This window comes from Nitrospira sp. (assembly GCA_030692565.1).
Lineage (GTDB): Bacteria > Nitrospirota > Nitrospiria > Nitrospirales > Nitrospiraceae > Nitrospira_D.
The window spans coordinates 1-25969 of record JAUYAO010000008.1 but is presented as its reverse complement, the minus strand read 5'-3'; the positions used below and the strand labels follow the sequence as shown (position 1 = coordinate 25969).

Sequence of the window (25969 nt, the reverse complement as noted above, 5' to 3'; positions counted from 1 at the left end):
TCAGTGCGTTTCGGCATGCGTTCTCGACAGTAAAAAACTAGCTCATTTGCGGCATCGGCCCGATCAGGGGACGATAGGGTGCCGGAGGCGGAGCCGTCGGGGCATTGGCCCCATGATAATGTTGCATCGCGTCAGGCAACCAGGCCTCGATTTGATTGATACGGGTAAGGTCCGAGGGATGCGTCGAGAGAAACTCCGGAACCGCCTGCTGCGACCGAAAGCACACCTTCCCGATCATCTGCCGGGGACAGCCGCTCATGCGCTCCCAGAACGGCACCGCTTCCCGCGGGTCGAATCCTGCTTCAGCCATGAGGCGCAGGCCGATATAGTCCGCTTCCGACTCCTGCTTCCGGTTGAACGGCAACGATACATTCACGCCGTAGGCTCCGAGCAACCCCTGCATCGCTCCGCCTCCGGCATGCCCGGCCGCTGCCGCCCCGATCGCACCCAATTGGGCGATTTGATCGATAATACTGCGGCTCATCCGTTCGACGCCATGCCGCTGGAGCGCATGAGCAACCTCATGCCCCATGACTGTCGCCAATCCTGCTTCGCTCTTCGTCGTCTTGAGGATGCCCGTAAAGATCGCGACTTTGCCGCCGGGCAGACAAAACGCGTTCACCATCTTGTCATCTTCGATGACCGCAAACTCCCACTGATACTCCGGCTTATTCGCCGCCTTGGCAATCCGCTGCCCCACCTTCTGAACCAGCTCATTGATTTCCGCATTGTCGCTCAGCGTCGCCTGCCGCAACACCTCGCGGTACGCGCCAAGACCAAACTCCATTTCCTTTTCTTCCGAAAAGAAAATGAGCTGATCGCGGGCGGTTCCCGGTGCGCGATAACAGCCGGTCAACGACGACAATAGTCCCAGAGCCGTGCAAGCCCCAAGTGCCGCATAAATTCCGGCCACTCCTCGCGCCCCAAACGCCAGTACTGCGCGACGCCCGACAGGGGTAGCGAGAAACTGGTCCACGTTATGATCAACCTGTTCTGCCATGACGTCACCCAATCGAACCGGCCCGGAACGATTTCAGCCTGGCCTAGGGCATCCACAAATACATGAATTGCGGCGTCCCGCCTCTGACAAACGACATCACGTCGAGATTGCCCAGCGCCGCCAGCGGACCTGGCGCCATGAGCTTGGTGTACACATTATTCGAATAATCGCCCGGGCGGTGATAGGTCACCACCTTCGCCTCGGTCAGTCCCGCTTTCTTCTTGGCTGCCTCAATGGCTTCTTCCAGATAGCCGATCTCATCAACCAGTCCCGCCGCTTTCGCTTGATCGCCGGTATAGATCCGACCGTCGGCCAGCTTCTTGATCTGCTCCATCTGGAGATTCGGCCTGCCCTCCTGCACAACGGTCAGGAACCGCTGATAGAACGAATCGATCAACCCTTGGAAAATGCCCCGCTCTTCCGGAGTCATCGCGCGAAACGGTGACCCCATATCCTTCCGGGGGCCGGACGTGATCGCGGTGGCCTCTACCCCCACTTTCTCCAACAGTCCGTGAGTATTCACCGTGAGCATGATCACGCCGATACTTCCCGTCACCGTCGAGGGATGGGCCATGATCCGGTCTGCGGCTGAGGCGATGTAATAGCCGCCCGAGGCCCCCACGTCCATGATCGAAGCAATGACCGGAATCTTGCGGGACGCCTTGAAGAGTTTGAGTTCATGATGAATGATATCCGACGCCGTGACGGTCCCGCCAGGCGTATTGATCCGCAACACCAGCGCCTTGACCGACTCATCACGTGAGGCCCGCGTCAGTTCTTCCTTGATCGTCGCGATCATGCTGGGATGGGTATAGAAACTCGACTTCTCTTCCGAACTGATCATCCCGGACACATCCACGAGCAGAATCTTGTCCTTGCCGGTTCCGCTGACCTGCCGTTCCTCCAGCGGAGCGGGCGGAGGCGGGATCTGAATATTGACGCAGCCCGTGTGTAACGCGCTCAAAACCACGACGAACACACCGGCGACGGATTGACGGAATCTATCCATGATGTTTCTCCATGAGCTGCACAAACTCCTCGAACAGGTACGCCGAGTCATGCGGGCCCGGCGAGGCCTCGGGATGATATTGCACCGAAAAGACCGGCTGGTCCAGACAGACCATCCCCTCAATCGACTGATCGTTCAGGCTCAGGTGGGTAATCGACACCTTGCCGAGCTTGGTCTCGATCGTCATCGGACGATCCGGCACGCCAGCGATCGGGGTCGGGCTCTGCACGGCGAAATTGTGATTCTGCGAGGTGATCTCGACCTTGCGTGTCCTGATATCGATGACCGGATGGTTCGACCCGTGATGCCCGAATTTCAGCTTGTAGGTCTTAAGACCTAAGGCCAATCCAATGATCTGATGGCCCAGGCAAATGCCAAAGATCGGATAACGACCGATCAACGCACGCACCGCTTCTATCGCATAGGGCACACCCTCGGGATCGCCCGGACCGTTCGAGAGAAACACCCCGTCCGGCTTCAACGCCTGCACCTCGGCAGCCGACGTCGACGCCGGCACCACCGTCACATGGCACCCCACATCGACCAGCCGTCGCAGGATATTTTCCTTCACGCCGAAATCATAGGCCACGACCCGCCAGGGCTTTCGTCGATCGGATCGCGCCCGCACCGGCACCACATCCGGCATCCATTCCCCCGAACCCTTGTCCCATTCATAGGAACGCTTCGAGGTGACCTCGGCGACGAGATCGCGGCCGAGAATGCTCGGCGCCTGCTTGGCCTTCTTGACGACAGATTCTCGATCGGCATCTACATGTGTAATCACCGCCTGTTGCGAGCCCTTCTCCCTCAGATGACGCGTCAGCGCACGTGTGTCCAACCCCTCGATCGCGACGATCTTGGCTTTGGCCAGATAATCCTGAATACAGTCTTTCCCTCGCCAATTGCTCACCAGCCGGCTGGCCTCCATCACCACGAATCCCTCGGCCCAGACTTTCCGAGACTCGCTATCCTCCGGCGTCACCCCGTAGTTTCCGATATGGGGACAGGTCATCGTAATGATCTGTCCTTTATAAGAGGGATCGGTCAGCACCTCTTGGTACCCGGTCATGGCCGTATTGAAGACCACTTCACCGATGGCTTCGCCTACATGCCCAAGGGCACGCCCCTCGAAAATCGTTCCATCGGCCAATGCCAAGAGCGCCTTCTTCATGCCTGCCCCTTACTCAGTCGCAATGTGTGATTGACGCGAACGCCCAGTTGAGACCCGGTCATGGCCGTGTTGAACAGTACTTCAGAGACAGCTTCGCCTGCGTGGCCAAGAGCGCGCCCCGCGAAAATCGTTCCATCGGCCAATGCCAAGAGCGCCTTCTTCATGCCTGCCCCTTACTCACTCGCAATGTGTGCAACGTATGATTGACCCGCACGCCCATCAACGCAATACCCAAAAAGAGATTCACCATATAGAGCGCGCGCACCGGCATATGGAGCTTAAAAAAGGCTTCAAACGCCGCCTTCCTTGCCGCGTCATCTTTGATCGCAAACGCCTCGGCTTGCAGTGCTGCTGCCTGAGGGTGCAAGAACCCGATAATGATCCCCGCAATAAGTACCATCACCCCGAGCAGGACCATTTCAAGAGTAGTGGGAGCCATCACAGGATGCTGAACCCACCGGCGCCAGACCATCCCGGCTATCATCACCACCATCACCACCATCACCGCTCGATTGAATCCTTCAAAGGCTCTCGTCAGAAAAAATCCCCCGCTATCCTGCCCGCCGAACGTGTTAAACACCGCCGGAATCACGGCGGCCACCAGAATCACCAACCCGCCCACCCAGACTCCCAAGGCCACCCATTCGAGCGTCAGACCGATACGTGAGATCCACAAGCGCGCCCGAGACTCCATCATAGACTACCGCTCCGCTGGAGTCGCTTCAAACACCACCCGCCCGCCGACGATCGTCGTTCTGACCCGCCCCTTCACCTTCCATCCGGCAAACGGCGTGTTCCGGCTCTTCGACTTGAACTTGCTGGGATCGACCTGCCACTGTTCGTTGGGATCGACGATCGCGACGTCCGCATCCACCCCGACGGCTAGCGTGCCCTTCTTAAGTCCGAACGCCACAGCCGGCGCGGTCGCCAATTTATCAACCGCCTGCTCCAGCGTCAGCACGCCTTCATCCACCAGCGCCAGCGTCAACGAGAGCGCCGTTTCCAAGCCGACAATGCCGAATGGGGCTTCAGTAAAGTCCTGCTGTTTTTCCTGCGTAGCATGAGGCGCATGGTCTGTGGCGATGACGTCGATCGTCCCGTCCCGTAACCCTTCTTTAATCGCCTGCACATCCTCGCCGGTTCTGAGCGGAGGATTCATTTTCGCCAGCGTGTTGTACCCACGCACGACATCTTCCGTGAGCGTGAAATGGTGGGGGCACGCCTCTGCCGTCACCTTGATCCCGCGCGCTTTCGCTTCGCGCACCATCCGCACCGATCCCGCCGTGCTGATATGGGCCAGATGCAAGCGTGCCCCGGTGAGTTCCGACAAGGACAGATTGCGTGCGACCATCACGTCTTCCGCGGCGGCCGGAATCCCCGGCAAGCCCAACTCGGTGGAGATCAACCCTTCATTCATGCAGCCGCCCTCGGCGAGATGCAGATCTTCGCAATGATCCACCACCGGGATGTCAAAGGCCACCGCATATTCCATCGCCCGCCGCATCACGAGACTGTTCATGACCGGCTTGCCGTCGTCGGAAATGGCCACGCAGCCGGAGCGGTGCAGATCGCCGATCTCCGCCAACTCCTTGCCTTCTGAACCCTTCGTGATCGCTCCGATGGGCAAGACATTCGCCAACCCCGCCGTGCGCGCCCGATCGATCATGAATTCCGTCACTGCTTGATTATCGTTCACCGGCTTCGTATTCGGCATGGCACACACCGTGGTAAAGCCGCCGGCCACCGCCGCCGCGCTGCCGCTCTGAATCGTTTCCTTATACTCAAACCCCGGCTCGCGAAAATGCACATGCAAATCCACGAACCCAGGCAACACCAACAGCCCCTTGGCCTCAATGACCGTACAGCCGGCGGGAGCCTTCAGGTTCGCCCCCACCGCCGCAATCTTGCCCTGATCGATCAAGACATCCGCTGCTCCATTGACGCGCCCCGGATCGATCACCTGTCCGCCCTTAATCAGTATCGCCACGATTTAGTTTGCTCCTAATATGAGATGGCCGCCCATGCGAACGGCCACGCCGTTCGCCGCTGGATCCAAGATCCCGTGATCGATCACCCGTCCGCCCTGAGTCACTATCGCTAGGATTTAGTTCGCTCCTGACATCAGGTAAAGGACACCCATACGAACGGCCACACCGTTCGCGACTTGATCCAAGATCACCGACGACAAACTGTCCGCGACTTCCGGCGCGATCTCGACCCCTCGATTGATCGGACCGGGATGCATGACAATCGCCTTCGGATCCGCCAGCTTCACCCGCTCCGCCGTCAGTCCGTACAGACGCGCATACTCTCGAATGGTCGGGAACAGCGCCCGTCCCTGCCGCTCGAGCTGGAGCCGCAACATCATGATGACCTGCACATCCCGCAGGCCCTCGTCGAGATGGTGGAAGACGCGCACACCCATCTTTTCAATGCCCAAAGGAATCATGGTCGGCGGCCCCACCACACGGACTTCCGCGCCCAGCTTGGTTAAGGCCAGTATATTGGACCGAGCCACCCGGCTATGCGCCACATCCCCCACAATGGCCACGCGCAATCCCTTGAACGCCATCCCCCGCTCTCGAATCGTATAGAGATCGAGCAGCGCCTGGGTCGGATGCTCGTGCCAGCCGTCTCCGGCATTGATCACCGAAGACTTCACCCCGCGCGCCAAGGTCTCGGCCGCCCCCGCCGACGAATGGCGAAGCACGATAATATCCGCCTGCATGGCCTCAATGTTGCGCGCTGTATCGAGCAAGGTTTCCCCTTTGACGACGCTGCTCGACGAAGGAGAAAAATTAATGACATCGGCACTCAGCCGCTTGGCCGCTAATTCAAATGATGTGCGCGTTCTCGTGCTCGGCTCGAAGAAAAGATTCACGACCGTCCGCCCCCGCAGCGCCGGCACTTTCTTGATCTCGCGGCCGCTCACTTCCTTGAACGAATCGGCCGTCTCAAGAATGAGCTGGATATCCTCCACCGACAAGGGTGCCAGACTGAGCAGATTTTTATGTTTGAGACTCATGGCATCCTCCGCATCAGGCCCTTAGGATTACCACCCGATCATCTTCGCCCGCTTCTTCTAACAAAACTTGCACTTGTTCGTCGCGCGACGTAGGGAGATTCTTCCCGATGTAATTGGCCTTGATCGGCAGTTGACGATGGCCGCGATCGACGAGGACGGCCAATTGAATTTCCGCGGGACGCCCCAGATCCATCAAACCGTCCATCGCAGCGCGAATCGTTCGCCCCGTAAAGAGCACATCATCCACCAGCACGACGATCTTATCGGAAATATCGAACGGCACCGAGGTCGTGCGCAGCACCGGCTGTTCCTTACGCAACGACAAGTCATCGCGATAGAGCGTGATGTCGAGATCCCCGATCGGTACAGGCGCCTGTTCGATCTCCTGAATGCGCTTCGCCAGCCGATGGGCCAGATGGACGCCGCCCGTCCGGATCCCGACCAGCGCCAGATCCTTCACGCCCTTGTTCCGCTCCAGAATCTCATGCGCCACACGGGTCAACGCCCGGGCGATATCGCCGGCATCCATAATCAACCGCTCTTGCTCACGATTCATTACAGATCCCATCATTCCTGAATTGTGGACATAAAAAAAACCCTCTCGCCGCATTTGCAAGCAAGAAGGTTCGGTTGTGAGGACCGGCCGTAGCCGGAGATCGCTGTCATAGAAGCTCCTTACTCACCTCTCTGGATGAGCATTAAAGGCATCTGGATCTTACTGGGGCGCGCCCCGACTGTCAAGCTCCGCAATTCCAATCCGACTGTCGAATCCACCTCACGTTCGTGCGTAACCGGGCAACGAAACCCATTCGCCAAAGACGTGACAGACCTCCATCACTGGCCTGGCGCGAGCGGCGGGGCATGGCGCGCTTCAACTGAACCCACGTAGGCATTACCAAGGGCAGACTCTCGCCTTCTTTTCTTACCCTCCCGTTGAACTCACTCTCTCCGCTCACCCTTTGCCCTTCCGCGCCTTGGAGATAGATCTCCGCCACGGCCCTTGCCACTTCCCGTTAATCATCTGTCGCTCATACCCCTCGCACATAAACAGTCCTGTCATGCGCCGCCTCCGAAACGACGCCATTAGGAGACGACCTTTCTCCGCCTGCGCCTTCTCCGACAACGGCGGCTCAATCATGTTGTAGCCCATCGGGACCATCGTGCGCAGCTTCTTGATCCATCGAACCTCCGCTGCATTTGCCACGTCCTGCGTCGTGCAATACTGAAGCACGCGCATGCTGAACTGCTGCTTCCCGAAGAGCGCCATATCACGGTGTAACTCGAACTGCTTAGCCGTAGACCGATGGCGACGCCATCTCACCTCGGGGTCCTGCTTCGTCTGCCCCACATACTGCTTCCCATTAACTTTATGGCGCTTCCGGGTTCCCTGTGGGGAAGAGCACGATCTCGCACCATCGGCTTGACGCTATCCACGCCCCGCCACTCCCCTCCTTCGTAAGGAGGGGCCAGGGGAGGTCGAAGACGCGGGGCCATGCGGACGGACCTGCCTGGCACACATGAGCGCGCGCCAGCCTGCGGAGACTCGACTCGACCCCACCTCCCCTCCCCTTACGAAGGGGAGGCATCGGAAAGGGAACGCGACGCCGTAGACCGAGCGCCAGGCTCTTGACCCACTCGATTTCCGGAAGCGCCAACTTTATTTCGCACTGCGTAGATGGCCCACATGATACTCATTGCACCAACCTCACCCACGGATTGCTGCGGCATCCATCTTCCTACGCTGGCATCTTACCTGTTCGATAGATGGACAGCCAGCACTCCATCCGGCTTCCACAGAGCCGAAGGGCAGCTGACTTGATTGATCTAGGATTAGTTTCGACGGGGCAATGAAGAAAGGGCGGTCTTACTCTTCGTCCGGCTGACAGGCTTCTTTCCACGCTGCAAGCTGATCCAATTTCCCCAGCTTGGTCAGGTAGGCTTCATCTATTGAAAGAGATGTGCCGCTCTCTCCCATAGGCTGCTCACTCTCAGCCAGCACATTGGCCACATGCACGGCGGTGAGCGGACTGAACGCCAGCTCGTCGCAGACGGATGGCCGATGGTGATAGGCGACGGCTTCGACGATCGCTTCGCCGACTCCCCACAGTCCCAACAGATAGGCCCCGACTTCAGCATGGGTGACGCCGAACACCTCCTGCTCCGCCTGCCAGTCGAGCAGGCCCTTATCCTTCTGAAGTCCCAATACCTGTTTGTACCCGTCAGGCATGTTACTCGCCAACACCAGCATGCCGATATCGTGCAATAGTCCCGCCGTGAAGGCATCGTCGATCATGGCCTGAGGGACGCGCTCTTCCTTTGCGATCGCTTTCGCATAGCCGCTGGTTTTCAGCCCGTGTTGCCACAAGGCCTCGAGTGAAAAGCCCGGCAACGCCTTGGCATCAAACTGGGAGAAGGCCTGCATAGACAGCACGAGAGACCGGATCGTGTCGCTGCCGAGCAAGGCCACCGCCTGCTCGGGATTCGACACCGTCGTGCGCAATCCGAAAAAGGCGGAGTTCACCAGTTGGAGAATCTTCGTCACCATCGCCATATCTTTGGAGATGATCTTGGCGATCTTCTTGAGCGAGGCATCGCCGGAATGGATTTCATCCATCAATTCTTTATAGAGCACCGGAAGGCTGGGGAGGCACTTGAGATTGGTGACAATCTTGCGCACGTTGTCGTCGGACAACAGCGCCCGCAGCCCGCAGGCGCGGATCATGATCGACCGCAAGAGTTGCGCATCGATGGGCTTTTCAAGAAACTGATGCGCCAGATCGGTCGAGCGCAGGCCCAGGCTCTGCCCCTGCTGGCCGGAGAAGGCGATGCGCACCATCTGCGGATACCGGGCCTTGGCTTCCTTCAACAGTTGGAACCCGTCCATCCCCGGCATGATCATGTCGGTCGCCAGCACGTCGAACGCATCCTGTTCCATTACGGCCAGGGCCTCCGGCGCGCTTTCCACAAAACGCATGTCCCACTCGCCCTTGATCGGGTCGAGCGTGCGCTTCAACATGCGCAGGACTTCCGGCATGTCATCTACGAACAAGACTTTTCGCATAGCCCCTCCCCCTCCCGGCATGCGGAACCACTACCTGTATCGGTTTATGGCAAAAACACTTGAGGGACAAACGATGTCGAGAACCTAGAGGACAGGATTGAATCCATCAATCACGGCAGGATGCTCAAAAAGGCCACCGTTCTCACCCGCCCAACCCCGGCGCGCCGAGACGCGCCGTTCCGCGGGCAAGGCGCAGCGAGCGGAGAGGTCCATTGCCTCCGGTTGCCTTTCCGTACGTTGAGCCTCTGAGCGACGCGAGAACGCCGCTGGCGGACTTTTTGAGCATCCTGCTAGGGGCGCTTGATTTCTTCGAGGGAGAACTGCTTCGGCAGCATGACAGGAAGCACTAATCCGATGGGATCGCCACGCTTGATGGTCGTGGGCTTGTGAAGTTGGAGCAGGAAATTGGCCGTGAAGGCCTCATAGTCCGGCAGCCAGTCGTACTGATTCGGGGTGCGCTTATATTCCTGGGTCTTAATGCCTTCCCAGATGGCATAAGTGCGCTCAGGGTAATGATAGAAGTGATTGGGAATGTCCTTCATCATCAGCCCGACATGCTTGGGATAGTAAAAGCGAATCCCGCAGCAGAGCTTGGGATAGCCGCTGTTGAGGATCAGATCGACGTACGTCCCGGAAAACGATTTGTATCCGAGCAACCGCTCTTCCGGCTGGATGGGCGGCGATTGCCATCTGACCCCATCGGCCGTCCGGCGCAGTTTGACATCCGCCGGGCACCGGATCAGCCAGCCATAGCTGCCGACCGTGCGGACCGGGCCGCAGTCGTCCGGCAACACCTTATACCCGCCGGCGGCGAGCCCTCGCTGTTCATCGAGCGTCATGTTGTTCAACATCGGACGGTGCGGATTGAAATCCAGCTTCAGCCGCTCCGGTGGAAACGCGGTCGAATACTCCCGCTCCCAGTAGATGACGACCTTGTCGCCGCTCTCCTCGACAGACACCGGCTCTGTAGTTGGCTCACTCATAGGCCTGACAGTAATCGAAGAAGACGGATCGGCGCAAGGGGAAAGCGGCTAACCTCGGCGTACATGAAACAGCGTCAGCCCGCTCCGGAGCTTGGCCTTCGGCAGAATCGTCTTATGCATCGCAAATGTCGGGAGTCGCTCAACTGCTTCCTCCCAGCAACGCTGCAAGCCGGCTCGGCTCAACTCATCGCCCGTTCGTGCCGACCCTACGATAAACGCATTGCCACCCGTTTTGACTTGCAGCGTGAGCGCACGTACCCGCGCCGTGAGGGCGCTTGCCTGTTCAAACTCGGCATAGGGAAGCCAGGCATAGACCAGATCATAGGATTCGGCTTGGGATGTGACGGGAGAGAGCATGAATCTGGTTCGCTGCAACCACTCCCATCGCTGCAATTCAGCGCACACGGTCCAAAGCTGCTGCGCCTGTTTGTAGGCAAAGGGCGGGTGCGAGATGTGCGCGACGACCTCGCGCGGGCGATCGAATGGTACACAGGTTGAGATCACCGCATCCCCGTTGTCGATTAGGATGCGCTCTGCTCTCATGAGTATCTGCCCGATCTCGCGATCCTGCTCGGCAAGGTCTTGCAGATAGTCCGCCACAAACGGCTGGGCCGCCAATTCTCCGACCGGCGTCTCATCCCCTGGATACAAGAGCACCGCGCCAAACACTTCTCCGGATTGGACAGCGGGAAGGCCAGACTGAAATACCGAGCGCCAATCGACGGGACTGGAAGAAGGCACTGAAGATGAAGACCGTACCCTTGCCAGACCATTCGTGAGCGATATCGCCCTCCGGTGATCTCGATCGTTCAACTGCAGCTCACCGTCGACGATGACGGCCGATCGATCCCAGGCCACCATCCGCCGTCCCTTGGGATTCACGTACGACAAGCCCATCCCATCGTCGGCGCAGGTCGCCTTCAGCAATTCATCTCCCTGCACCGTGAGACAGACAGACTGGGCCTCATCGAAATAGCGTAGCGGAGGCGCCGGTGCCGGGAGCCACGTGACCCGATGAGAGCGGGAGGGGTCCATGAACAGCGCGACCGGATCGCCGCCGGCATCGGCCTGCGGCGTGAAGAAACTGCTGAAGAGCCGAAAGGCCGCTTCGGATGGATAGGTCGGAATGCCGCGATAGCGCAAGGGGCGCGGACTGGATGGTCCCCCGTTCTGGTCGTCGTAGAGCCCGCGAATCAGCTCAAATGCCGCCGACCCGGTGCCCGGCAGGAGCGATTTGAAAAGTTCGACGACGGGTAGAAAATCGATCTGGTCCCAGTGCATCGCCCCCATGCAGGACATGAAACGAGCCGACGCAAACGAGCCGTCTTCCAGCACATAAAACGCATCTTTCCGATGCCGGATCGTCGCCTGGCCATGCGCATCGATGACCAGATCTTCGTCGCCGTAGAAGAAACGGACCTCTTCGATCGGCACCCGCATCGCCTGCGCCGCCATATGGCGAAGATCTTCCGCTTTCAGGCGCTGCCAGCCCGGCTTCGTTGCCAGGTTGAGACGGGTTTCATTGACCAGTCCGCCAGGTTTCAGCCCGACCCATCGCCCCCAGTCCAGCCGCAGGCGCGCACGAACCAAGACCGTTCTCCCGCGAGGATCGACACCCCACTCGCATTCATGCAGCGGATGGCCGTCAGGATCGGTGGCAAGCATTCTCCGACCATCGGGGCGATAGAAGACCAGATGGCCGGTGGCTTGGCGAACGACGCGTCCGCCGGATTGGTCGAATTGATGAGCCAAGGTCTGATTGGCAGAAAACCGGAGAGAGTCGGAAGACGCTAGTGCGGTACGAACAGGGTCGCCAGCCATTTACTCGCGGATCTGGCCGCTCCCCAGGACAATGAACTTCGAACAGGTGAGCTCTTCCAACCCCATGGGACCACGGGCATGGATCCGAGAGGTGCTGATGCCAATCTCCGCCCCGAGTCCGAATTGATAGCCGTCATTGAGCCGCGTGGACGCATTCACCAGCACCGCCCCCGCATCGACTTCCCGCAGGAACCGCATAGCCCGCTGATAGTTGGTTGTGATGATGGCTTCGGTGTGCTGGGACCCGTACTTGGCGATGTGCTCCATTGCCTCGTCCATGTTCTTCACGACCCTCACGGCAAGGACCAACTCTAAGAACTCTTTTCCAAAGTCATCGTCGGCCGCCGGCTTCGCGTCCGGCAGCAACTGGCAAGTCCTGGGACAACCGCGCACTTCCACCTTCGCCGCCTGGAGCTTTTCCATGAGACGCGGGAGAAACGTCCGCGCGATCGTTTGATGGACGAGCAACGTTTCCATCGCATTACAGGTCGAGGGCCGCTGGGCTTTGGCATTCACACAGATTGTCTCGGCCATCGCCTGATCGGCATCCGCATCCACGTAGATGTGACAGATCCCCGCATCGTGCTTGACGACCGGAATGGTGGCGTGCTCGGCGATGGTCTTCATGAGTGACGGACCGCCCCGCGGGATAATCAGGTCGATATAGCGATCCTGCTTGAGCAGGACCGGCACAAGTTCCCGATCCGGACGCTCGACAAAACTGATGGCGCCGGGGGGAATCCCTGCCTTCTCGGCGGCTTCGGCCAACACAGCGGCAATGGCGGTATTCGAATGAATGGCCTCGCTCCCGCCGCGCAACACACAGGCATTACCGGACTTCAAGCAAAGTGCGGCAGAATCGGCGGTGACATTCGGACGGGATTCGTAAATGATGCCGATCACACCGATGGGCACACGCACCCGGCCTACCTGCATCCCGTTCGGCCTGGTCCACATCTTCGGCATATCGCCTAACGGATCCGGCAGCTTGGCGACTTCCCGAATCCCGGCCGACATGTCGGCGATCCGCTGCTCCGTGAGCCGGAGCCGATCGGCCATCGCAGCCTTGTCCGGGTCAGTCCCGAAGGCCTCGATATCTTTTTCATTGGCTTCGATGAGCAGGGCCTGTTTCTCATCCAGCGCATCGGCCATGGCGATCAATGCGTTATTTTTTATGACCGTGGAGAGCGTCGCCAGACGACCGGCGGCCTGCCTCGCCCGCGTGACCAGCTCATGTACATAATCCGGGATAGAGAGCGGCGGGACTTCCTGAACGTCCTTCGTCTCGGGAGCATCAACGGGGGCTAATTCCTGCTGTTCCTCGTCGGAGATCATGCGCATCGCCTTCTCTGTGTAAAAGTGAACGGGCGACAGGATACCGCGCGCGTTTGAAGGCGGTCAAGGCACCATCCTCCGCCATTGAGATCCCAATGCAGGCAGTGTCAGGGTTCAATGGAAGACTGGCAATGACTCACCTGCCGACTTAGGGAGCGGGCGGGGCGACTGGAGGTCCTAACTGAGGAGGGGTCGTGCCGACGGGGTTCTGAGGGGACATCGGAGCCATTCCCGGGAACGCGCCCTGCTGCCCGGCTGAACCTGGTCCCGGGGCCCCCATCCCAGTCATCCCCATCAATATCATGGAGGGATTCGGATGCTGAAACACCCAGTCATAATATGATTTGCGCCCGTCAAAATGCCTGACCGCAGGAGGAAAGTTGTGTTGCCAGATCGGCAGGCTCTTGCTCTTGCTCCTCACTCCCATGATTCCACCGGTCGGGGCACGAACCAGCTCCCAGTCGCCATGCCCCACAGGATCTCCATAGACCTTGCGCAGAAAAGGCTTGGGCAATCGAGTGAGCTCGGCCAGTGTTTGCGGATACACTTCTCCCGGAACCACTCGTCCCGCTTTCATGCTGGCCGAATAGAACGCCAACGCGTTCTGAATCTCAATGCCTTTAGAAATGAGATCCGCCTCCAGCTCGCGCTGTATCATTACTTTCCACTGCCGTGCGGCCACGGTCATCCCGAGGCCGATGAGCACGATGGCAAACATCAAGACGACATAGGAAAATCCACGCTCAGATTCTCTGCCATTGAAGACAAACCCTCTCATGGGCTATGGCTGCGGTTGTTCCGCATCCTCCGTGAGGGGAACCGTGTGGTCGACCCGCGCCTGAGTATCTCGGAGCGTCACGCTGTCCGGAGTGATGGCTTTCACCACCAGATGCCGCTCCAAACGCTGGCCGACCCGGCCGATCATCACCTCTTCATTCTTGCTCAGCACGGCCGTATTGCCGGTGCCCTTGGCCGACTCACCCATCCGGACAAATCCCAAATACCGATATTGATCCAATTCTAAGGACGCCGCCTGCTGCTGCAATGCCTGTTCAGAAACTTGGGTCGACTGACCACCATCCGATCCGTCACCGGCCGCTGACGTCGTTCCATCTAAACCAGACGCCGCAAAGATATTTCGAGGTGCAGTAAACGTGGCCTCGCGCTGGGTTCGTGCGGACGCCAGCTGCTCGAGGTGGACACGTAATCCACCGGTTCGGGAAAGCGGACGCACGAGCGACGACGCCGGGCCAGAGGTATTGGCCAATGGCATGCGAACCGGATCGGGCAACGCGCCCCACTGCCAATAGGCCACTCCACCCCAGAGCGCGACCAGTCCGATTGCGATGAGCGCTTTCCGCTTGGCATCCATCTATTGCTGTACACCCAATGGAGACTTCACTGATTCTCCACGCAAATAGGTCACAATCTTAATGTTAAAGGTCAACTGTTGATCGCGCGGACTAGAAGAACCGGCAAGCTCCAGATCTTCTATGAACAGCAGCTCCTCCGCTGTTTCAAGATCGTAGATAAACCGCCTCAGATCCTCATACCGGCCGGTCATGGAACCCTGGAGCACCCCTTTGCTCGTGTTCGCTACGGCCGTCGCCTCCGTCTTGTAGGACAGCGCCGGCAGCGTCACATGGTCGCGTTTGGCCTCTTCGGATATCCCCAAGGCCAGCGGAGCAAAGTCACGCTCGACCGGCAGGACCGCCCACACCTGACTCACATCCTTTCGCGCTTTCCTGGCTTCCCGATGCTGGGCCAACACCTGGCGCGCGGACACCCACTCTTTTTCTATTTGGATCCGATCGCCTTCGACTCCCCGAACGCCGAACGCATTGACCACCATCAGCCCTGCCAGCAACAATGCCGCCAGCCCAACCCACGGCAATAGCGGGGCATAGGGTTCGGACAACATGCGCTGCAACCGATCAGTCACTTACACGCCCTCCCGCCGATAGCGCACAGTCACGTCGAACTCCACCAAACCACTCGGCCCGACTCGATGCTGAGCTAGCACCGGGTCTTTGAATTTGGGATGGTCTTGCAACCCCACGGTAAATGCCGTGAGATCTTCCAAACTCGTCGCCGAGCCGGTCAAATGCACGAGAGACCCTCCGGACTCCAACCGGACACTGGTGAGCGCCAACCGTGGCGGAATCGCTTGCTCCAACCCCGCCAAAAACGCCGTCCAAGAAAAGGTCCGCTTCTCAAGCAGCTGATTGGCCAATGCGACTTCTGCAGGCAACTGCTGCAGCGCCCGCTCGGACAGATCGATCCCTTCTTGAGTCGCCTCGGCCATGAGCTGCTGATCCTGCTGCCGCACATGCTCCAGCTCTACGCTCATTTGCCGGACATCTTGGTACCCGAGAACCGTCCGGGTGATACTCCACACGATCGCCACACAGAGCCCCAAACAACCGGCCATCAGCCCAAGTTGGAGCGGAAGCAAATACCATCGAAATCGAGTGGCGAGAGAAATCTGAAAATATCGACGGAGGCCCATGACACGCGCAACGCGATCGGCGACGCGGCTCACGCCGTCTCGAAGGGCCGCCATCATGACAACACTCCCGCCAGCGCGGCCAGGGAATCCACGCCTTGACGATGGTCCCCGCTCCCCCATCCACGCGATTCAATATCTTCCCAGCCCAGGGACTCAACGGACAGCGCCAGATGCTCTTCGAGCTTTTCATGCAAGGGCACCATATCATCGGCACACAGCACGGCGCGCTTCACCGACACTCCCGAATGGCGCTGCTGGCACATTTCCACCGAAGCGGCACATTCTTCCGCGATCTTCTGCAATCCGGCATCGGCGCCGCTCAGCGCATCAGCGGTCAATAACTTGCAGCGATAGAACAACAGGCGACCCTGCTGAAACACCATAGCCGTCAACGCTCGATCCAGCAGGCTGATCCACAGAAGATCATCGCCTTCCCATCCGCTCCGCCCCGCCATCTTGGCCCATAGATCAAAGAGACGCAGGCTCGTGAGCCCCACATCCCGTGGGACCAAACCGACGCTTTCACACACAGACTCATACTGACGCAAGACGGATTGATGGACCGCCACGGCCAGGACAGACTGCGCCGCGCCAGCGGCACGTGGGGGTCCGCTAAATACTTGAGAGACCATCGTCGTTCCGGTGAGTGGGAACAGCTGTTCCTGCCCGAATCGCCAGCGAATCAACGCGTCGCGCTCATCCGCGCGAGCAGGCAGTTGGTCCAGATGCAGCACCACGGCACGCACCGCCGCATCCGGGAGCAATAAGGTCACTGGACGAGGGCAGTTGGCCATCACCGCATGCCCCAGGATCCGAACGTCATGGGGAGGACCGACCAAGGCGTGAATCTTCGCTTCCACAACAGTCAGCTGAGCGAGATTCGGTTCAGCCGGCGACGGCTTGACCGCTCCCTCAGGAAGCGGGGAGGTGACGCATCGATGTCCACGCCTGCCACGCCAATCCGGCTGCGCCTCCGCCCATGCCACAGACTCCACACCGATCTTGAGACACTGTCGCGGCCGACCGCTCATCCATCCCCACATCCCTCACCCCTCCTCGCTGAAGGTCACACGATTGATCTCACGCAGCGAGGTCTCTCCCTGCAATACTTTCTTGATGGCGGATTGACGCAGCGTAATCATCCCGTCCGTCACGGCACGATACCGGATTTCTGACAGGGGCCGTTCCGCCAAGATCATTTCCTTGATCTCATCCGTCAGATCCAGAAATTCCGTAATACACTTCCGTCCGCGATACCCGGTCCCCATGCAATTCGAGCACCCCTTCCCCTGATAGAAGGGGGTATCTTTATATTGTTCATAGTCGAGGCCCGAATCCTCCAAGAGCGATTGTTCAGCCACAACCGGCACCCGGCACGAGGGACAGAGGATCCGCACCAGCCGTTGCGCCAACACGCAATTCAACGCCGCGAGAAAGTTGTAGGCATCGATGCCCATGGAGGCGAACCGGCCGATGACATCGAACACATTATTCGCATGGACCGTCGTCAGCACCAAATGTCCGGTCAGCGCCGACTGAATCGCAATCTGCGCGGTCTCCGCATCACGAATTTCTCCGACCATGATCTTGTCCGGGTCATGACGAAGAATGGATCGGAGCCCTCGCGCGAACGTCAGCCCTTTCTTTTCATTGACCGGAATTTGCACGACCCCAGCCAGCTGATACTCGACAGGATCTTCAATGGTAATCAGCTTGTCTTCCGCTGTATTCATTTCTGAAATCGCGGCATACAATGTCGTCGTTTTTCCGCTTCCGGTCGGCCCGGTCACCAAGACCATCCCGTAAGGCCTGACGATCGCCCGACGAAACCGCTTCAGATCTTCAGGGTTGAAACCCAACCGCTCCAGGCGGAGGGCCGAGACCCCGGTAGTAATCGCCTCCCGGTCCAAGATGCGGACGACGACGGACTCACCGAATACGCTGGGGAGAATAGACACGCGAAAGTCGACGGTCTTCCGATCCAACCGCATACGAAAACTGCCGTCTTGCGGCACGCGCCGCTCGGCAATATCCAGTTCGGACATGACCTTCAGCCGCGACACCAGCGGCGCATGCAAGCGGACGTCCAACGGTTCCATGGCCGGAACGAGAATGCCGTCCACACGCAACTTCACCTTCGTGGCTCGATCCGACGCTTCGATATGAATATCGCTCGCGCGACGCTGCATCGCGCTGAGCAGGATCGAATCCAACAATTTCACGGCCGGGCTTTGATCCTCGGCCACATGATTGACGGTGAGCACTTCTTCCCCGCGGTCGTCCTCCTTGACCAGAACGGACCGGTATTCCGCTTCCAATTCCCGCAACGCCTGGCTCGAACCTTCACTTCGCTCAAGCGCGGAGAGAATCGCGCTCCGCGAACTCACCACACGCGCGAGGGGCTTGCCGATCAGCAATTCCAGCTCATCAAATCCCAGCACATTCTGCGGATCCGCAATGGCAATGGTCAGAACCCCGGCCCGCTCCCCCATCGGCACAAACGGATGGCGCTGCATGAGCTTCACGGAGATGGATTCATAGAACTGCGGATCGACGCGATAATCGGTGAGCGGTTCGTAGGGAAGTCCGTACTGCTCGGCCAGAGCCTTGGCAAGCTGCTCTTCCGAAAGCACTCCTTCGCTCACCAGCGTTTGACCGAGCGCCAGAGATACTCCACCTAAGCGGCGAAGCGCCTGTTCAATCGGCTCACGAGCAAGGCCATGGCGAACCAAGACCTCCAACAACGTGGGACGGGCCACACTACGAGCCACTACACACCTCACGCCTCCGGACACCGTTCGCCGCGCCTGTAGAAACGATCTTCATGACGGCCTACCCAATCGTGCCGGCCATCTGAAACACCGGCAGGTACATAACAATGACGATCGCTCCGACGAGGACTCCCATCACCAGCAACAAGACCGGCTCAATCCACGTGGTCAATTGAGACAACCGTGTATCGAGATCCGCCTCGTAAAAATCTCCGACATCTCGCAACATGCTTTCCAACGAACCGGTCTCCTCACCGACCGACACCATCTCGATCGCCAGCTTCGGCAAGATGTGCGGACGCTCGAGCGCAGTCGCCAGCGTGGCCCCTTCACGAATCTCGCTTTCCGCCTCATCCAAACCGGCCCGCACCCAGCGATTGGAGACCGCGCCGCGCGCGATGTGCAACGCCTCCACCAGAGGCGTACCTCCGGCCAGAATGGTCCCCAGGGTTCTGGTCAGCTGCACCGTGTGATGCTTCACCATAATCGGCCCGATCAATGGGAGCGCGAGCAAAAGGCGATCCATCGTGAATCGCCCGGCCGGAGTCGTATAGTAGGCCCGCAAGGCCACCCCGCCTACACCGACCAGTATCAACCCCGGAATTACTTGCGCCTCGCTATGCTGCACAAGATCCATCAGCAATTGAGTCGCCCAGGGGAGGGTCTTTGCATTCTCCCCATACACGGACACAAAGGTCGGCATCACATAGGTCAACAAGAAAGCAATGACGGCCACTCCGATCAATACCAGAAACAGCGGATAGGACAGGGCTTTCGTCACTTTTTGCCGCAGTGCCATCATCAGCTTGAGGTAGCCGATGTATCGCTGCAGAACCTCGGGAAGATTACCCGATTGCTCTCCCGCCTTAACCGTCGCGATATACAACTCGGGGAAATAGGCTGAATGCTTGGCCAACGCGTCGGACGACGCCGTCCCTCCTCGAATATCCTGCCGCACATCCCGCAACGCCTGCTGAAACCCTGTGTGTTGAGCCCGCTCGATAAGCAACTCCCACACTCGCAACACCGGCAATCCCGACTTCACCAGCGCCAAAAACTCCTGGTTGAAAATCAGAAACTCTCCCAGAGGAAGCTTTCCCCAGGATCGACTCGGGGCAGGATGGCCGGAGGCCACACCGCTTCGCTGATGTAAAGTAAAGACCAAGAGGCCTTGAGACTCTAGCTTGCCGCGCACTGCCGCCTCTTCGACCCCTTCGATCTGCCCGTCGACGATTGAGCCGTCAGACCGAGCGACTCTGTAGGTGAAGATGGCCATGAATAGGTACCTGCGTCCCCGGGAGATGGGGCGTCTGGTTACTCAGCCTTATCGAGTGGAGACGTTCCGGATGCGACACGGCTGGGGAGCCGAAGGGCTTGCCCAATGAGAATCCGATTGTCCTGTAACTCGTTCGCCGCCATGAGTTCCTGTACCGTGGTATGAAATCGCTGCGCAATGCTCCACAGAGTATCCCCCGGCTTCACCGAGAGACTGGCGGGATAGTCGGCCGCCGCCACAGAACGCTCTCCGCCATCAATGAGCGCGTCGGATGGCAGTGGCTCAACCGGAGCCACCGCCACGCGCGACTTTTCAGCGCCATGACGGGATGAATCCATGTTGACAGGATGCACAGCAGACGGGCGGGTATTTGTCGAAGACAGGTTGGCCGGTGCGGCACCGGTTTCGCCACCGCGTTCAAACTGCTTTCCCATCTTCGCCAACTGCTTCTGGAGTTGTTTGAGCTGGTTCTGCAATGCCGTGCCGGCCTGGGAAACCCGTTGCCGCTCAGTCCGGGATGAAGTCAGCTCCTCACGCTGAAGATCAATGATATGCCGCGCCTCCGTCAACCGCCGTTCAGCTTCTCGAATTCGTCCTTCCATCTGCGCGCGGGCAATCTGGGAATCCGCGAGCTCTTGCCGCCTAGAATCGAGCTCCGAACGAAGTTCCGCAATCGTACGCTGGGAATCACGGAGCGAGGTCTTCAGCGTATCCACCGTCAGCTGAAGGTCCGATACCTCCTGCTCAACGATAGGTTCAAGCGGTCCACACCCGACAAGACCTGTCCCCCCGAGCAGAAACCAAATGGCCCATGCCCCCAGTCCTCTCCGCCACGTAGGACGAGGGACCCGGACAGGCGATTCATGAAGTGAACATGTGCGCATAGACAGCATTACCATTGATTGTAGGCGGTCCCGGTTGTTCCGACAAGATCAGACCCGGAATAGACATCAAAGATGCCACCCTCCGTAGGCTCAATGATCTCCTGCCACGTCGTGGAAGAACTCGTAAACGGGTCCTTAGGAATCGACCGCAGATATCCGGCCACCACAAGCCCTTCCAAACTGGTCGGATATTTCCCATGGTCGGCCCGATGGTGATCCAAGAGTTCCCGCATCGTGAACAGATCCTGCCGCAACACGGTCTCCCTCGCCTTGATTAGCGAAGACTGATACGACGGCACCGCAAGCGTGGCTAATATTCCGATAATCGAAATCACGATCATCAACTCAATAAGGGTAAAACCCTTTGCGTTGAGTGCGCCGCGCCTACCAATCTCGATACTTCGTTCCATCCAGCGCTACGGCCTCACTTTGGGTCACCACATCATAGACATCCTCGCCACACCAACTGGACGGCTTCGGACTGTCTTTATAACAACGGAGTATCCAGTCGATCTTCCCGGTGAGCGGGTCGACGGGCATTCCTCGAAGGTATCGCCGCATCGTCGTCCCGCGAACCGTCGCTTCCTCCCCGGTCAATTTGACCCCGAGAAGCGCATCCAACGTCTTGGGATACCCATAGATGCTGGTCACATCTTTACAGGTCAGCTTGTTCTTCAGACAGACAGGCCCGAGCAGCGTATCGCCATCTCGATTCCATTCCAACTTAAAGGTATCAATGGCCGCTCGGATAGTCCGCAATTGCTGGCGCAATTCGATTTCCTGCCGTCGTTGCGTCGTGACCTTGCTCAGGGGCATCGCAATTGATGCGAGAATCACGACGATCGTCATGGTGACAAGGAGCTCAAGAAGCGTGACTCCCGACTCTTTCACCGGACCCTCACGACCCCCGTCCCGACTTCGGTCGCTTGCGCCCCACCGTCCCGATCAGCCGCAGCGAGCTCGACCCTCACCGGAGAAACACCCACGGCAGCAGCCGTAAAGATGACCGTCACTGATCGAGGGGCGCGGCTGTCCGTTTTTGACAGACGGAACGCCAACTTCCCCGCGTCTTCACCCCCACCATCGTTTCCAAAGGCCGCGGCATCGAGCAGCTCCGCATCGCCGATTCGCTTGAAGTGCAACACCAGCGGATCGTATTCCAGCAGGAAGACACCATCGGCCGATGCCTGAAGACGCCCATCCAAGATCGAAAGCTTGATCTCTTTTCCGACTTGGACCGCAGTATCGCCTGGCTGAATAGAAAGGATCGGGCCACTGACTGCGGCCTTCATCAGAGAAGCAGCTGACGTTTTGTCGCTCTTGGACCGTATGCCGTTGGAAGCGAGTGATCCGAGTCCGGTCTGACTGCCGGAAAGATGGGCCAGCGTTTTTTTCGGCGCACTGGAGAACAGCGGCGTGGTCGCATAACTTGTCTCAGTCCCGGACCAGAAAGCCTGGTTGGTTGATCCGGGTGCCAACGGGGATTGCATGATACGAGGGGTAATCGTCAAGATGACTTCGGTCGTCACCCGTTCCGTTTTGAATGAGCTGAGCCAATTCCCGATGAGAGGCAGATCGCCGATCCACGGCATGGTCACGCGAGTCTTGCGATCCTCCTCCTGAATCAAACCGCCGAGCACGATGGTCTCCCCGTCACGCATATTGAGTGTCGTTTCCGCAGATCGATTGCCGAAACGGAACTGCTGGATTGGCGGCGAGGCCTGTAAGGTCACCTGGTCGCCGATGCGAATCACTTCAACTTTCATCTTCAAGGAAAGTTCGTTGCCCAATCGAATGGATGGCTCCACCGTAAGCTTGACTCCGGTGTCCCGAAACTCAATCGACGTGACGGTTGAGGTCGTCGGCACAGCCCCGGTTGCCGCCTGCCCAGGCAACACATTGGTGGTCGACAAGAGGATCGGCTGCTTGTCTCCGATATTAATCTCGGCCTTCTTATTGTTCACCACCCGCACTTTTGGCGCAGCCAGCGTCTTAGCATCAGACTCCTGCTTAAAGAAATCGAGCAAAACACTCGTTGGAAGACGAAACAGATAACTGTCCGGCCCAAGACTCGTCAGTTGGCGATACGTCATTTGGACAGGATCTGCCGCCAACGCCCCCGTAAAGCCGGGAGGAATGAGTCCGGCGCCGGCCTGCTTGGGATAGTTCAATCCGTACGTTTGATTCTTGGTGCGATTGACTTCCAGCACTTCAAGATCAAACAGAACTTCCGGCTCTTGCCGGTCGTTTGAAAGAATGATCCGCTCCGCGAGATCCAGCTTCTCCGGTTGATCGCGGATCACGATGGCATTGAGCTGTTCATTGGCATGCATCCGTTTGGAATCCAGCATGCTTTTGAGCAACACCAACATATCCTTGGCCTTGGCTGTCGAAAGATAAAATGTGCGGATCATCAGATCCTGATACTGTTCCTGTTTCTGTTTGGTGTTCGGACTGATGATGAGAACTCCGGAAGAGACCTGCCTTGAAAAGAGACTATTGCTGTTCAAGATCAAGTTCAGCGCGTCCTCAAATGGCGTATCCTGCACCCCGATGGAAATCGGATCGTTTCGGACATCTTTATCGAAGATCAGGGTGAACCCGCCGACCTTCGCCACGCCCTCCAATACCTCTTTAATCCCAGCGTTCTTGAATCGCATCGTCACCGGCTGCTTCAGACGGTCGCCGCGCATGGCCGCCTGCTGCTCTTCCGTCAATCGGCTGATGCTTTCAAGAGGATCTTTGAAGGTAGGGTCAAGCTCCGCAGCCCTGGTATAGCCTCCCATCGCCTCGTCGGTTCTGCCGAGCTGGGCCAACCGATCGGCTTCACGGAAATGCGAGCGAGACTCTTTCATTCGGGTCGCTTCCGCCAGACTGGCCTGATGAGCGAGATTGGCAGGCTCAATCGTCAGCGCCCGCTTGAACTGCTCAATCGCCAGATCCATTTGCCGTTCTTTGAGAAACGTCTGCCCGCGGTCATGATAGAGGCCTGCAGCTCGTTCTCGCGCCATCGCATACTTGCTGGTGAGACCTGGATCAAATGGATCATTCTTCAAGGCCTCCTTGTAGGCGAGACTAGCCTCCTCCCAATTCCCGGCTGCCAAATGCTGATCGCCGCGCTTCGCGTCCTGAGAGGCGAGACAACCCGAGAGAAGAACAAGAGACAAAAGCACCGGGGCAATTTGCCCTGAGTGGGGGAAAAACCTATCGACGCGAATCAGTAGACTCCACATCACAATGCCAGCAGCCTTTCTTTAGACCAGCAGAAGAACAGCACGGAAGGATGGAAGTTTGATACCAGACATACCAGGCTATTTATACTATATATTGAGAAGTTCAGAAAGAACTTGTCAATAGGCAGTAGCACGAGGAACCCAGTGAAGGTTGGAGCCTACAGGTCCGTCCCCACTCGTTAGTTGAGAGCGTACGAGCACTGATAGAGGGACGGGACGGCTGAAAACCGTATCAGCCGTCCCCACTAATCTAGAGACGCCAATATTTTATTGAGGAAGGGACTTTGGATGGGTCAAAAATGCTTTTCACATCGATCAGGACTCCGCTCTTCTGATCACGCAAGGGCTTTAACAGTTCACTGAGCCCCATCTCAAGGAAACTCCGGTGAGCCACCGCCACGATCACCCCGTCAACATCCTTGATCTGTTTCAAATCAACCAATTTGATCCCGTACTCATGCACAGCTTCCTCCGATTCGGCGATCGGATCGTGCACAACCACCTGCACACCATACTCAAGAAGCTCGTTGATGATATCCGGGACTTTGCTATTGCGAAGATCAGGCACATTCTCTTTGAAGGTCAATCCGAGCACCGCGATCTTGAGTTCATTGACCGGCCGTGGAAGCCGGCTCAGGAGCTTCATCGTCTGCTCAGCGACGAACTTTCCCATGCCATTGTTGATCCGGCGGCCTGAAAGAATCACTTGAGGATGGTACCCCACCGACTCGGCTTTCGCCGTCAGGTAATAGGGATCCACCCCGATGCAATGGCCGCCGACCAAGCCAGGCGAAAATCTCAGGAAATTCCATTTCGTTCCTGCGGCTTCTAAGACCGATTTCGTATCGATTCCCAACCGATGAAAAATCAATGCGAGCTCGTTCATCAACGCGATATTGAGATCGCGCTGCGTATTCTCAATCACCTTCGCCGCTTCAGCCACCTTGATACTGGACGCACGGTGGATTCCGGCTTTCACCACTGTCTCATAGGTCTTCGCAACGATTTCCAGCGATTCAGTATCCTGCGCTGAAACGACCTTGATGATTTTCTCAAGTGTATGTTCCTTGTCGCCTGGATTGATGCGCTCCGGGGAATATCCGATCTTGAAATCGACCCCGGCCTTCATCCCGGACATCTTTTCGAGGATGGGCAAACACACTTCCTCCGTGGCACCGGGATAGACCGTCGACTCATAAACAACAATGGTGCCCGGAGCCAAGTTCGAGCCGATCAGCTCGGACGACTTCTGTAAGGCTGTAAAATCAGGCTGAAGCGCCTCGTTGATAGGCGTCGGCACCGCAACAATAATGAAATCAGCCGCCTTGAGCTCCGCCGGTTCCCACGTATACTGCACCTGCGAAGCCTTGAGATCTGCGGTTGACACTTCACCCGTTCGATCGACCCCGCGCCGCAGCTCCGCAATCTTGGCTTTGTTAATATCGAAACCAACTACGGGGCCTTGCTTGCCGAACGCCACGGCAATGGGAAGGCCCACATATCCCAGCCCTACGACAGCAATTGAACGAGTCTGCTCTTTACCCATACGCCCTCCAAAATATACTCAAGCAACATGGCAGAAGCCCTAGAACCAGTCAAGAAAGTACGCGGTTCTTTCCAAAGGTTCGATTCACTTTCGGGCCACATAGTAATGGGCACGTCCACGAAATAATAAGCCGTGACTATGCCAGCAGGCACAGCGCATCGCGGATAGGCAGGATCAATCGACCGTTCATGCCTCATACCTTCCAGCTAGGAGCCTGTCCGAGTAATGGCTGACCATGCGTGACAAGACGTAGATTCACGGCAGGACCAGCAGCGATTCGGTCCGCCGCCGAAGGGTGTGGCCGATACGTGTGCCAATGAGTGGAATTGTGATCGGTTTGGGGGG

The 25969-nt window shown here is 58.1% G+C and carries 24 protein-coding genes and 1 pseudogene; all 25 read right to left on the bottom strand.

Features of this window, described 5'->3' with window-relative positions; translation table 11 throughout:
- Nucleotides 1–37: 37 nt before the first annotated feature.
- The gene (locus Q8N04_02415) at nt 38–1000 is read right to left on the bottom strand and encodes a M48 family metallopeptidase (protein ID MDP3089503.1); all 963 of its coding nucleotides are present in this window, start codon (nt 998–1000) and stop codon (nt 38–40) included.
- A 43-nt stretch (nt 1001–1043) separates the two neighbouring features.
- Nucleotides 1044–2009, bottom strand: a complete 966-nt coding sequence (gene sppA, locus Q8N04_02410) for a signal peptide peptidase SppA (protein ID MDP3089502.1) — start codon at nt 2007–2009, stop codon at nt 1044–1046.
- Complete coding sequence (gene carA, locus Q8N04_02405; protein ID MDP3089501.1) at nt 2002–3180, bottom strand: glutamine-hydrolyzing carbamoyl-phosphate synthase small subunit; 1179 nt, start codon at nt 3178–3180, stop codon at nt 2002–2004. Before carA ends, sppA begins: the two co-directional genes overlap by 8 nt.
- A complete protein-coding gene (locus tag Q8N04_02400) occupies nt 3177–3344 on the bottom strand; it encodes a carbamoyl-phosphate synthase domain-containing protein (protein MDP3089500.1) in 168 nt (55 codons plus the stop codon). The genes carA and Q8N04_02400 overlap by 4 nt, the downstream gene beginning before the upstream one ends.
- Nucleotides 3341–3877 carry a hypothetical protein gene (locus Q8N04_02395; GenBank protein ID MDP3089499.1) on the bottom strand — a complete coding sequence of 179 codons (537 nt, stop codon included), beginning with the start codon at nt 3875–3877 and terminating at the stop codon, nt 3341–3343. Before Q8N04_02395 ends, Q8N04_02400 begins: the two co-directional genes overlap by 4 nt.
- Nucleotides 3878–3880: 3 nt before the next feature.
- A complete protein-coding gene (locus tag Q8N04_02390; GenBank protein ID MDP3089498.1) occupies nt 3881–5167 on the bottom strand; it encodes a dihydroorotase in 1287 nt (428 codons plus the stop codon).
- Between the two features lie 117 nt (nt 5168–5284).
- The gene (locus tag Q8N04_02385; protein ID MDP3089497.1) at nt 5285–6205 is read right to left on the bottom strand and encodes an aspartate carbamoyltransferase catalytic subunit; all 921 of its coding nucleotides are present in this window, start codon (nt 6203–6205) and stop codon (nt 5285–5287) included.
- Between the two features lie 13 nt (nt 6206–6218).
- The gene (gene pyrR, locus Q8N04_02380; GenBank protein MDP3089496.1) at nt 6219–6761 is read right to left on the bottom strand and encodes a bifunctional pyr operon transcriptional regulator/uracil phosphoribosyltransferase PyrR; all 543 of its coding nucleotides are present in this window, start codon (nt 6759–6761) and stop codon (nt 6219–6221) included.
- Between the two features lie 396 nt (nt 6762–7157).
- Nucleotides 7158–7568, bottom strand: a pseudogene (locus tag Q8N04_02375) (GIY-YIG nuclease family protein).
- A 501-nt stretch (nt 7569–8069) separates the two neighbouring features.
- A complete protein-coding gene (locus tag Q8N04_02370; GenBank protein MDP3089495.1) occupies nt 8070–9266 on the bottom strand; it encodes a response regulator in 1197 nt (398 codons plus the stop codon).
- Between the two features lie 290 nt (nt 9267–9556).
- Complete coding sequence (locus tag Q8N04_02365; protein ID MDP3089494.1) at nt 9557–10249, bottom strand: hypothetical protein; 693 nt, start codon at nt 10247–10249, stop codon at nt 9557–9559.
- Between the two features lie 48 nt (nt 10250–10297).
- A complete protein-coding gene (locus tag Q8N04_02360; GenBank protein MDP3089493.1) occupies nt 10298–12070 on the bottom strand; it encodes a hypothetical protein in 1773 nt (590 codons plus the stop codon).
- Entirely contained in the window at nt 12071–13405 is a 1335-nt protein-coding gene (locus Q8N04_02355; protein ID MDP3089492.1) for a glutamate-5-semialdehyde dehydrogenase, read from the bottom strand.
- Between the two features lie 148 nt (nt 13406–13553).
- Nucleotides 13554–14183 (bottom strand): type II secretion system protein, encoded by a 630-nt coding sequence (locus Q8N04_02350; protein ID MDP3089491.1) that lies wholly within the window; start codon nt 14181–14183, stop codon nt 13554–13556.
- Nucleotides 14184–14186: 3 nt separating this feature from the next.
- Nucleotides 14187–14777 (bottom strand): hypothetical protein, encoded by a 591-nt coding sequence (locus tag Q8N04_02345; protein MDP3089490.1) that lies wholly within the window; start codon nt 14775–14777, stop codon nt 14187–14189.
- Nucleotides 14778–15347 (bottom strand): type 4a pilus biogenesis protein PilO, encoded by a 570-nt coding sequence (gene pilO / locus Q8N04_02340; protein ID MDP3089489.1) that lies wholly within the window; start codon nt 15345–15347, stop codon nt 14778–14780.
- Nucleotides 15348–15971, bottom strand: a complete 624-nt coding sequence (locus Q8N04_02335) for a PilN domain-containing protein (GenBank protein MDP3089488.1) — start codon at nt 15969–15971, stop codon at nt 15348–15350.
- The gene (locus tag Q8N04_02330; GenBank protein ID MDP3089487.1) at nt 15968–16945 is read right to left on the bottom strand and encodes a hypothetical protein; all 978 of its coding nucleotides are present in this window, start codon (nt 16943–16945) and stop codon (nt 15968–15970) included. The genes Q8N04_02335 and Q8N04_02330 overlap by 4 nt, the downstream gene beginning before the upstream one ends.
- Before the next feature lie 15 nt (nt 16946–16960).
- Nucleotides 16961–18685 (bottom strand): ATPase, T2SS/T4P/T4SS family, encoded by a 1725-nt coding sequence (locus Q8N04_02325; protein MDP3089486.1) that lies wholly within the window; start codon nt 18683–18685, stop codon nt 16961–16963.
- A gap of 61 nt (nt 18686–18746) precedes the next feature.
- Nucleotides 18747–19961, bottom strand: a complete 1215-nt coding sequence (locus Q8N04_02320; GenBank protein ID MDP3089485.1) for a type II secretion system F family protein — start codon at nt 19959–19961, stop codon at nt 18747–18749.
- A 38-nt stretch (nt 19962–19999) separates the two neighbouring features.
- On the bottom strand, nt 20000–20677 hold the full coding sequence (locus Q8N04_02315; GenBank protein MDP3089484.1) for a LysM peptidoglycan-binding domain-containing protein: 678 nt from the start codon (nt 20675–20677) through the stop codon (nt 20000–20002).
- 176 nt (nt 20678–20853) lie between these two features.
- Nucleotides 20854–21255 carry a prepilin-type N-terminal cleavage/methylation domain-containing protein gene (locus Q8N04_02310; protein MDP3089483.1) on the bottom strand — a complete coding sequence of 134 codons (402 nt, stop codon included), beginning with the start codon at nt 21253–21255 and terminating at the stop codon, nt 20854–20856.
- A complete protein-coding gene (locus Q8N04_02305) occupies nt 21230–21736 on the bottom strand; it encodes a type II secretion system protein (protein ID MDP3089482.1) in 507 nt (168 codons plus the stop codon). The genes Q8N04_02310 and Q8N04_02305 overlap by 26 nt, the downstream gene beginning before the upstream one ends.
- Nucleotides 21733–23901 carry a secretin N-terminal domain-containing protein gene (locus Q8N04_02300; protein MDP3089481.1) on the bottom strand — a complete coding sequence of 723 codons (2169 nt, stop codon included), beginning with the start codon at nt 23899–23901 and terminating at the stop codon, nt 21733–21735. The genes Q8N04_02305 and Q8N04_02300 overlap by 4 nt, the downstream gene beginning before the upstream one ends.
- A gap of 427 nt (nt 23902–24328) precedes the next feature.
- Nucleotides 24329–25624 carry a nucleotide sugar dehydrogenase gene (locus tag Q8N04_02295; protein ID MDP3089480.1) on the bottom strand — a complete coding sequence of 432 codons (1296 nt, stop codon included), beginning with the start codon at nt 25622–25624 and terminating at the stop codon, nt 24329–24331.
- Nucleotides 25625–25969: the final 345 nt, after the last annotated feature.